The following is a 9,763-nucleotide window of genomic DNA, read 5'->3' on the forward strand; positions in this document are numbered from 1 at the left end:
TAATGTACCGCAAGTCCTTCGTCATCGCTGTGCTTATCTAAATGGTTGCCTTTTTTAACTTTTTTATTGATCTCATTAAGCATTTCTACTTATTGCAAAGGTGAGATGCTCCCTTTGCCATTCTCGAAAAGCAATCAAAACAGGCAATAATTTCGGTGCTTTATAGGGAGCTTTTTGATGTAATTTTTGGCAATAAATATGGGTGACGTGACGTAATAGAGTTGTTTTTCCATAACCGCCGTATTGACTAATGACAATATTGCGATAGGTTGCTTCCTGACTGCTACGCCGCAATATATCCCAAATACGGAGATGATTAACTTTTTCTAAATCTTTTTCTGACCCACGAAAAGGCATAGGTAAATGATAACCTTCAGACGATATAGCAAAATCTCCGTTTAATTCTAAGGGAATAACTACATCACTTAACAAGGGTTTAAAAGAGCTTAATCCCTCTGTCCGAGAATGGGTTATTTCGTGCAGATTCCCTAGACAACGCAAGTAATTTTCTTCCGTTCCTGCGAATTGCCAACGAATGCCTTCTAAAATAGCGCGTAACCATTTTTCTAAAAAAGTGCCGCTTTCTTCTCCCATTTTTTTGCCCATTTCTTGGATCTTCGAGAGCAATGTTCGCGTAAAAGAGGCCCAAAATACGGCGATCGCTGTAATCGGTAAGGTGACAACCACCATTAACCAATTCTGCTGGAGCAAAAACGAGACTAAGATAAAACTACTACTGCCAACGGGTAGCCACTGAATTAAAGCTTGCCCTAGTTGTTGAACGAAACCCCTAGCAAGTTGATGTTCAGACTTAAATGGAGCTAAATCTGATTCTTTTTTCTCTTCAGATTCTGATTCTTCCTGCTTTGCGGTTTTATCGTCCATAAATCACCTTTGATCAACCTCCTCTAATTATAACTAGACCCCTTTGGAGTGGTGTTATTGACTTATACCATTTTTCAAAAACCAATTAATAAATCAATATCGCTTTTTTGGAAGATCTAATAAATTTTTGAGTAGGGGCGAAGCATTCGGACAATAACCCATTCCTGAAACCGGAGATTTTCTATCCGAATGCTTACCTCTTACTCAGAACCAATATAACACTATTTCATTAATCAGAAAAATTACTCAAAAAACTCTGTGTCTCTGTGGTGAACAATCAATTACTCAATCGACACTTTAGACATATTCCACTACTTTTACCATTCCTTCTCGACCAACTTCTCCTAACTTTTCTCCCCAAACCTCCCAGCAATCTTCACAGGATTTTCCTACTCGTTCTTTGACGTTAATTCGGTAATAAAAATTTGTTTCATTATCTCCCACTAATTCCCCTGGAAATATTTCCCAATTGGGACTAACTAACAGCAGGAGTTCGTTAATTGGATCGTAAATATCTACCTCTGGATGCGCTCTTTCGGCAATTCGTCTTAACTTGATATCTGGCAGATACATAAATTTAGGTTCACAGCAGGAATTGACCATCAGCCACAGACAACCTGGCCCCTCCACTCGGTAATTAACCCACGCAATTGCTGCTGCTATTTCTAACATTTCATCCGGCATTTCATCAGGAGTGGGTAAGTGTAAATCCACTCGCATTATCCAATCACAAGATTCCTTTTTAGCCATGATTTTATAACTCTATATAGAACATTTTTACTAACTAATGACACGAGGGGGTATTTAACGGGATGGTCTGGGATTTTAGAAGCTCTATATCTGTCAGCACTTGAGAAAAATTAACCCATTACTTTAATAATAATAAACGCTGGGGAGATAAAGTAACAGTCCAAGGCAAAGCTTGCTCCTTAATTTCTAACCATTTATCCTTATATAACTCTGCTTGGATATGAAAATCGCGGTCGTGGTTGGAGGGTTGATTAAGTTTCAGATAGAGAGTCACCCGATGGGGGCCTTCAATGGCATTAGCCAACCAACAGGGAAAAGTATTAATATCGCCTAAATCTCGACCAAAAATAATTTGATGGGCGCGAATTCCCGTATAGGCTAAATAGTCGGGAATTCCGGGGACGGTGTGTAATTTAACATCCCAATCAATCGCTTCCAATTGTTGATTATTAATAATTACAGCACGAGAAAAATTCTTACAGCCGGTAATCTTGGCCAAACTAACGCTATCTGGTCGTTCAAAAATTTTCTGTTTAGAATTATTAGCAATTGCCCGCCCTTTTTCCATAACTAATAAATTCTCACATATTCGATAGGCTTCATCCATATTATGGGTAACAAAAATTGTCACGCCATCGTAATTACTTAAAGTTTTGATCATCTGACGTTCTAATTGAGCGCGTAGATGAGTATCAAGGGCAGAAAAAGGCTCATCTAATAATAAAGCTTCCGGACGACTAGCTAAAGCGCGAGCGATGGCGACTCGTTGCTGTTGTCCCCCCGATAATTGATGGGGATAACGGTTTTCCATGCCGGGTAACTGCACTAATTCCAATTGGTTGGCAATCTGCTCTTTAATAACTTTTTTAGATAAGTTTTTCGAGAGACTAAAAGCGATATTTTCTGCCACGGTGAGATGGGGAAAAAGGGCATAATTCTGCACCACAAAACCGATACGACGCTGACGACTGGGGAGATTAATTCCCTTTTCAGAATCGAAGAGAATGCGCCCATTTAAGACAATACGGCCCCTTGAGGGCGTTTCCACACCAGCCAGCGATCGCAAAATCAGGCTTTTTCCCGACCCCGAAGCCCCTAATAGTCCTAATGGCTGATTTTGGCAGTTAAAAGTGACCGAGAGGTTAAAACCGGGTAAATATTTCTCTATATCGACAAATAAGCCTATTTTATCCCTATAATGGTGATTTTCAGCTGCTAAAAGGGCAAAATCGCGACCCTGCCAGGGTGGCAGCCAGTCCTCCATCTCGTTAGGTTTGCTTTCTCCCAGTCGTCCTAATTGCTGTTTGCGTTGACTTTGCCAGAGATTAACGGCGATAATTCCCGATAGGGAGATTAATATGATAATAAACACCCATATCCAAGCCTCGGTCATCGCTCCTGCTTCCACAGCGAAGAAAATCGCCATCGGGATAGTTTGAGTTTGCCCCGGAATATTACCCGCTAACATCAAAGTCGCCCCAAATTCCCCCAAAGCGCGGGCAAAAGCTAGGGTTAATCCTGCTAATACCCCGGGGAAGGAGAGGGGCAAAAGTAGGCGCCAGAATATTTTCCCTTCCGATGCCCCCAGGGTGCGGGCAACCTGTAGGATGTTGGCATCTACCTGTTCAAAAGCGCCGAGGGTGGTTTTGTACATCAGGGGAAAAGCTACCACCGTCGCGGTGATAACGGCGGCATACCAAGTAAAAACGATGCGAAAGTTAAATAGGTCTAATAACTGTCCTAATGGTCCGTTTTTGCCGAATAGAAGCAGTAAAATGAAGCCTAGCACCGTCGGGGGCAAGATTAAGGGTGCGACGAAAACTACCTCGATTAGGGATTTCCACCGTCCACGATAGCCTAACATCCAATAAGCGGCGGCAATACCGAGAAAAAAGATGATTATCAGGGCAATGGTGGCGGTTTTCAGGGATATCCATAGGGGGGAAAAGTCTGACATTGTTTATCTGGCTATTCCGAAGCCGAATTTTTCAAAAATGTTTTTAGCGGCTGTCCTGGTGAGATATTGGGCGAAAGTCTTGGCAGCTTGCGGGTTTTTGCTGGCTTTGATCACAGCTATGGGGTAAATAATCGGAGAATGGAGATTATTGGCAGCCGTAGCCACTACTTTTACTTGGTCGGAAATTTTGGCATCGGTGATGTAAACAATGCCAGCATCGGCGTTACCGGTTTCTACGGCGGCGAGAACATGACGGACGGAGTTGGCCAAGACCAGTTTTGGTTTTATTTGCTCTAAAATGCCGATATTTTTCAAAACTTCTTCGCTGTACTGACCGACGGGAACGCTGCGCGGTTCACCCACGGCAATTCTTTGGACATTACTGTTAGTCAGGGAACGAAAATCACTGATTTTTAGGGCGGAATTCTTGGGAACGATTAAAACTAGGCGATTAGTGAGCAGGTTTCTTCTGGTAGTTGTATCGATTAAACCAGCTTTTGCTAAAGCGTCCATTTGCTTAGTGGCAGCCGAGAGGAAAACATCGGCCGGCGCACCTTGTGTAATTTGCTGTTGCAAAGCCCCCGACGCACCGAAGTTATAATTAACTTTAATGTGGCCATGGGCTTTTTCAAACCCCGGCTTGATTTCTTCTAGAGCATCTTTGAGACTAGCGGCGGCAGAAACTAGAATTGTCTGGGTTTGTGCGGTGGTGATAGTAGAGGAAAAAAGGTTTATACCCAGAGATAATAAGCAACTAAGGGCAATTGAGCCGATAAAAGCCAGAAAATATCGTCTTTTCATCAAGATTGACAGCAAGCGATCGATATTTATATTTCTATCACAACCAATCAACGACGGGAAATCTGTATCTAATGATGCTAAGTAGGGTCTGCTGAAAAAGTTTTTCGTGGGGGCAGGGTGTGACCCCCCCAACCCCCACCCCCCCTGCCCCCCCGACATCGGGGGGGTCGGGGGGGCAGGTGGGGTGTGGGGTGTAGGGTTTTACCCATTTTCAGACGGTCAATTACCTAATTTTCAGGGAAAAAGTCCCGGAATTTTCGCCCCGATCACTCTCGGCTGGCACTTTTTGAGGTCAAAAAAGTCTAAAAGTCTTATCCAACAAGGTTTTTAGATTTATTCAGCCAACCCTAAGTAAGCTAAGACGCATTTAAACCGCTTATTCTTAGATTAGTCGAATCTCCTTCAATCCTTCGACCGACTCTTTCCCCCACAGCTAACCTTACTTTTGTCCAACCACTTAACTGCTACAAATCGAGACTAAAATGATAAAATTAACAGATATGGTTGGAAGTTGTTTGACACTTTATTAAGTATAAACAAATAACAGTATCAATAGGAAACAGATAACGATAGTTGACAAGATAAATTTGCCTGTTTGATCCCATGCCATGCCTTTATAATTAATATAACTACTATCAATAATCGCAAAAGATACCAATAAAACTAACAAGACAAAAAGACTTATTAATATACCTATAAAAATAATTATTTTGAATAATAACACGGTTTTTAACCTCAGTATTTCTAAAATTTAACCTGCATTATTCATGAAGACTGGGGAAAATCCTCAAAAGCCTTGTTAGGAAAGTCATTCAGCGATCTAGCTAAAAAACAGTCTGTTTTTTGAGAGCCTCTTATAATCAGGGTTTTGGAAATTGGTGAATAATGCAGGTTAACGGCGCGCGTCTGGAAGAAGACGGAAAAATCAGGGCAGAATTTGCTTACTAATAATTTTTCCAGTCTCATCGAGATCATAGACAATTGGAACTCCCGTGATTAACTCCAAACTGGGGACTTCTTCTGGGCTAAGATTTTCTAAGGTCATAATCATTGCCCGCAAGGAATTACCGTGGGCTGCCACCAAGACATTATCACCCTGTCGGATATGGGAGAGAATACGACTCTGAAAAAAGGGTGCAACCCGGGCGACGGTATCCTCTAAACTTTCACCTCCGGGAGGACGGGTAAAATAGGATCTGCGCCATTCCTTAACCTGTGCCTCTCCGAATTTAGCGGCAGTTGCGGCTTTATTTAAACCCTGTAAATCGCCATAATAGCGCTCGTCGAGCGCCTGACTGGGAAAAATCGGAATTTCCTGACTGGGATCACCATCGTACCGATCCCAGCCGTGCCAATCAGGATCATCGCTATCGTGTTTAAAAATAGGAATTTTACCGGCGCGAATTTCATCACACTCAGTCAGACAAATAATTGCCGTTTCCATAGTGCGAATTAGGAGACTGGTAAAACAGACATCGATCGTGATATTGGCTTCTTTAAGTTTACAGGCAGCGATCATCGCTTCAGCACGACCACGTTCACTCAAGGGAACATCGACCCATCCAGTGAATTTATTGGCCGCATTCCAAAGACTTTGGCCGTGACGAATTAATACAAGTTTTGACATGGGTTTTCTTGGGAAGTGGGGTAGTGGGGTAGTGGGGTAGTGGGGTGTGGGGTGTGGGGTGTGGGGTGTGGGGAAGTGGGGTGTAGGGTGTGGGGTGTAGGGTGTGGGGTGTGGGGTGTGGGGTGTGGGGTGTGGGGAGAAAAAAGCTGAATACTGACGACCGACGACCGACGACCGACGACCGACTCCTAGAACTTAGGAAATGGTGTGAATTTTGAGGAAATTGGTGCCTTTAGTTTTCTGCATGGGAATTCCCGCCATAATCAGGATTTTATCGCCGGATTGGGCTAGATTTTTCTGAAGTAGAATTGATTCGGTTTGCTTTAACACATCCTCAAAGACGGACACCTGATGATCAAGAAGAATCGGGATCACACCCCAGACTAGGTTGAGACGGTGATAGACGCGTTTGTTGGGAGTCATGGCAATCACGGGAACTGAGGGACGTTCCTTAGAAGCCAGTAGCGAAGTGTAGCCAGAGGTGGTAAAAGTGACAATATAACGGAGATCAAGGGTTTGATCGATCGCCACTAAAGCCTCACTGAGAGCGTGAGTTTCATCGGACTGATTGGGGGGAACATTATCAAACTTCACATCTGCTTCCACATCATGGGCGATTTTGGCCAACATAGCCACCGCTTTGACGGGAAAGTCTCCCACCGCGGATTCCCCCGATAACATCACCGCATCGGTTCCATCGATAATCGCATTAGCCACATCACTGGCCTCGGCCCGAGTCGGTCGGGGATTGTGAATCATGCTCTCTAACATCTGGGTGGCAGTGATGACGGGAATAGTTTTCATGTTGCAGAGTTTGATAATGCGTTTTTGCAACATAGGGACTTTTTCGGGACTCAATTCTACCCCCAAATCGCCCCGGGCCACCATAATTCCGTCACATTCCTCGACAATTGACTCTAAATTTTCGATCGCTTGCGGTTTTTCAATTTTAGCCATTACTGGCACGTCCCCATGATTTCTCTCGGCTAAAAATGCCTTAATCGCTTTGATATCTTCTCCTTTACGAACAAAACTGAGGGAAACCCAATCAACCCCCTGAGAAAGACCAAATTCTAGGTCTTGTTTGTCTTTTTCGGTCATGGAAGGTAAGCGCAAATTGAGACGGGGTAGATTAACTCCCTTGCGACTTTTGAGAATTCCTCCCTCCAACACTTGACATTTTAGGTCTTTTCCGTTAATTTCAACGATTTTTAGCTCTAATAAGCCATCATCAAGGAGAATTTGCTCACCTAGCTGTGCTTCCTCGGCCAGATAGGGATAATCGATCGAAACGGTGTTCGCTTCTCCCCGATACTCATCCATGGGTACAAGGGTAAGATAATCGCCGTCGTTGATGGTAATCGAACCATTGGGGAGATTACCAACGCGAATTTTTGGCCCTTGTAAATCTTGCAGGAGAGTGATCGGATTGTCTAATTCTTGAGAAATTTGCCGTAAAAGGCTAACAACTCTCGCATGATCTTCGTAGCTACCGTGGGAAAAGTTTAGCCGCGCTACATTCATCCCCGCACCGATCATCTCCTTGAGGACTTCTGGCGAATTACTGGCAGGGCCGATCGTGGCTACGATCTTAGTTCTATGGGTAATAATTGACATGGAACCCTTACTAATCGATCTTGGGACGATTACATGATATTCACTTTAGGTTAACTAACGGTGAAGCGGAAAACAAATTAAGCTTTTCCACAGAGTTGCAATCACTCTGGATCCTCTCCTTCGCCGTCAGGAGTCAATGATCAGTGATCAGATTTGAGTTTTCAATACTATTAAGTGGCAAGTTGGGAGCTTTCTTTTCACTGATGGTGGTGATTCGGTAGTAGTGATGGCGGCTTAATCCTTTGCTTTGCTGTGCATTGTAGTCATGGATAAAATACCAAAGGGTTCCCCAACGTGATTCTCCATTTTTTTAGAGAAAGATAGACTCTCTCTCACCAGCCGAGAAATCCTTTGTCGAAAGGTATTATTTAATCTTTCAACATGATTAGTTTGACCAGTTTCTTTACCTACTGCCCGATGACGTTTACTCGGAATTACTGTCTTATAGGACTCCCAAAAGTCTGTGTAAGCAACAGCACATTGTCGGTAAACACCGGGTAGGCTTGCCCAAAGTTTTTTGGCTGATTGACGACTCCTATCTCCGCGCATAGCCACCAATAATTTCCCTTGTCTTTCTATCAATTAACCGTCAAATATAAACCTTTATCGTCTTAGAAAAAACCCAAGACCACATCTCATCACATTCTCTAACCAATTTACCTTTTTGTTTGTCTGAAACCTTTACTTGACGAGGGACAGATGCCAATTTATTGTTGACGTAATTTGGTAACCATGACCAACTTACTCCTGTTACTCTAGCAATTCCTCGTCAGGAAATTCGTTCGAGCAGGAGTTTATCAATTAATTGTTTGGTTTCGTCAGAGACGGTTTTATTAGTGGGATTGATCACAAACGGTTGACCGCAATCTTTACACTGACGTTTCGGCTTGCCATTATGTGTAGAACCATTTTTGATGGTATGATAAGAACCACATTTAGGACAACAAGATGTTGAAGTTTGTGAATCTTTTGTCAGAAGACAAGGTTTTAAATCTTCATCGTAATTTAACCAAAGTTTAATTATCCAAGAGAAGATATTGATAAAAATAGCCATCATAAAAAGCAAATCCCCAACATTTATCAAGCAATTATTTTTATTAGTAAATATTCTACACGACTCAGTCCAGATAAGCAAGATGGCTTACCACTACTACCGAATCACTACCCCCGCAGGTTTTGGACTGTTCATAAAGATGATTGACGGCATCGCGATAACCCTTGAGGTATTCCCAGGATAAGCCCTCCTCGATCGCATAGTAAATTCGTTCGGGTTCGATCGCTAAAATTGCCGAACCTCCCCCCGCTATGTTCATGACACCGCTCAAGGCTAAGTCATCCATAGAAACCACTGCCACCCCCAAAGTCGGAAAGGTTCCCCCTCCCGCCGCATCTAGTTCTGAACTGTCCATGGCGGAATCGGCAAAATCCCGGGCACCGGGCAAGGCAGATATCCCCGCCACATCTCGCAGGGCGGCGATTCCTTCTGGGGTTGATCCATCTTGGAAAGTAACAATATATCGCCCCGTGGTTTCTTCATTTGAGGCGGTACTGGGGATGGGAAAACTCGCTTGTCCAGACATAAAAAATACCTCCAAAAAATGGATATTTTAGCCAACACAATCGCGGGAAAACGGCTTAACTACCAGCCTTCTTCCCGAAGATTTTTCAATCATTAACCACTGGTCTAACCACCCTTTAACTGTTCAGGATGGTTCAATAAAATCAGAGATGAGTTAGTTAATTAACTACCCTCAAAATGTTCACGGTTTGGGAAACCATGTTCCTAAGCTCACTTCGGTCTCTAAGTGCCGTTGTTCCAGGGTGAGAGCATCTCAAACGCTATTGACAATTGGCCAATTTTGTGATCCGCTTGCTGTGTGAGCATTTCAAGTGATACCAGTCAATCAGAATAGTTACGAAATCTTCACATTTGGTCGATTTTTGCTTAATACCATTTTTCAAAAAGTATGTCATACTTGGTAAAGGTATAGTTTGTGTGGTAAAAAGGCAATGAGTGGAGTCCCTAATATTAATGTTGCTGAGTCAGTAGAAGACTTAAAATCCTTGTTGAAGCAACAAGTAACCTCTTTAAACTTTGCTAAAGTACAATCCCTGTATCTACTAAA

Annotated in this window: 7 protein-coding genes and 2 pseudogenes; 1 reads left to right on the forward strand and 8 read right to left on the reverse strand. The window is 43.1% G+C overall.

All coding sequences use genetic code 11. The features are described 5' to 3' along the window. Positions 1-75: 75 nt before the first annotated feature. The 8 genes and pseudogenes from H6F92_RS22780 to H6F92_RS22815 all read right to left on the reverse strand — a co-directional run bounded on the left by H6F92_RS22780 (position 76) and on the right by H6F92_RS22815 (position 9,217). On the reverse strand, positions 76-885 hold the full coding sequence (locus H6F92_RS22780; RefSeq protein ID WP_190359605.1) for a hypothetical protein: 810 nt from the start codon (positions 883-885) through the stop codon (positions 76-78). A 297-nt stretch (positions 886-1,182) separates the two neighbouring features. Continuing rightward, a complete protein-coding gene (locus H6F92_RS22785; protein WP_190359606.1) occupies positions 1,183-1,635 on the reverse strand; it encodes a hypothetical protein in 453 nt (150 codons plus the stop codon). A 118-nt stretch (positions 1,636-1,753) separates the two neighbouring features. Then, complete coding sequence (modB, locus tag H6F92_RS22790) at positions 1,754-3,592, reverse strand: molybdate ABC transporter permease subunit (RefSeq protein WP_190359607.1); 1,839 nt, start codon at positions 3,590-3,592, stop codon at positions 1,754-1,756. 3 nt (positions 3,593-3,595) lie between these two features. After that, positions 3,596-4,393 carry a molybdate ABC transporter substrate-binding protein gene (gene modA, locus H6F92_RS22795; protein ID WP_190359608.1) on the reverse strand — a complete coding sequence of 266 codons (798 nt, stop codon included), beginning with the start codon at positions 4,391-4,393 and terminating at the stop codon, positions 3,596-3,598. Between the two features lie 925 nt (positions 4,394-5,318). Continuing rightward, the gene (locus H6F92_RS22800) at positions 5,319-6,020 is read right to left on the reverse strand and encodes a 2,3-bisphosphoglycerate-dependent phosphoglycerate mutase (RefSeq protein WP_190359609.1); all 702 of its coding nucleotides are present in this window, start codon (positions 6,018-6,020) and stop codon (positions 5,319-5,321) included. A 195-nt stretch (positions 6,021-6,215) separates the two neighbouring features. Further along, positions 6,216-7,637 (reverse strand): pyruvate kinase, encoded by a 1,422-nt coding sequence (gene pyk / locus H6F92_RS22805; RefSeq protein WP_190359610.1) that lies wholly within the window; start codon positions 7,635-7,637, stop codon positions 6,216-6,218. 253 nt (positions 7,638-7,890) lie between these two features. Next, positions 7,891-8,613 (reverse strand): annotated as a pseudogene (locus H6F92_RS22810) (IS1 family transposase); the annotation flags it as partial. Between the two features lie 142 nt (positions 8,614-8,755). Beyond that, positions 8,756-9,217, reverse strand: coding sequence for a hypothetical protein (locus tag H6F92_RS22815; protein ID WP_190359611.1), 462 nt, complete (start codon positions 9,215-9,217; stop codon positions 8,756-8,758). Positions 9,218-9,647: 430 nt separating this feature from the next. Here H6F92_RS22815 and H6F92_RS22820 point away from each other — a divergent pair. Beyond that, a pseudogene (locus H6F92_RS22820) lies at positions 9,648-9,763 on the forward strand (IS630-like element ISMae27 family transposase); the annotation flags it as partial.

The sequence above is a fragment of the Microcystis wesenbergii FACHB-1317 genome, from assembly GCF_014696875.1.
In the GTDB taxonomy this organism is placed as follows: Bacteria; Cyanobacteriota; Cyanobacteriia; order Cyanobacteriales; family Microcystaceae; genus Microcystis; species Microcystis wesenbergii_A.

What these genes read in the sequence shown, in the direction of transcription:
- H6F92_RS22780 (WP_190359605.1), bottom strand. Translation starts at nt 885, where the DNA reads ATGGACGATAAAACCGCAAAGCAGGAAGAATCAGAATCTGAAGAGAAA.
- H6F92_RS22785 (WP_190359606.1), bottom strand. Translation starts at nt 1,635, where the DNA reads ATGGCTAAAAAGGAATCTTGTGATTGGATAATGCGAGTGGATTTACAC.
- modB (WP_190359607.1), bottom strand. Translation starts at nt 3,592, where the DNA reads ATGTCAGACTTTTCCCCCCTATGGATATCCCTGAAAACCGCCACCATT.
- modA (WP_190359608.1), bottom strand. Translation starts at nt 4,393, where the DNA reads ATGAAAAGACGATATTTTCTGGCTTTTATCGGCTCAATTGCCCTTAGT.
- H6F92_RS22800 (WP_190359609.1), bottom strand. Translation starts at nt 6,020, where the DNA reads ATGTCAAAACTTGTATTAATTCGTCACGGCCAAAGTCTTTGGAATGCG.
- pyk (WP_190359610.1), bottom strand. Translation starts at nt 7,637, where the DNA reads ATGTCAATTATTACCCATAGAACTAAGATCGTAGCCACGATCGGCCCT.
- H6F92_RS22815 (WP_190359611.1), bottom strand. Translation starts at nt 9,217, where the DNA reads ATGTCTGGACAAGCGAGTTTTCCCATCCCCAGTACCGCCTCAAATGAA.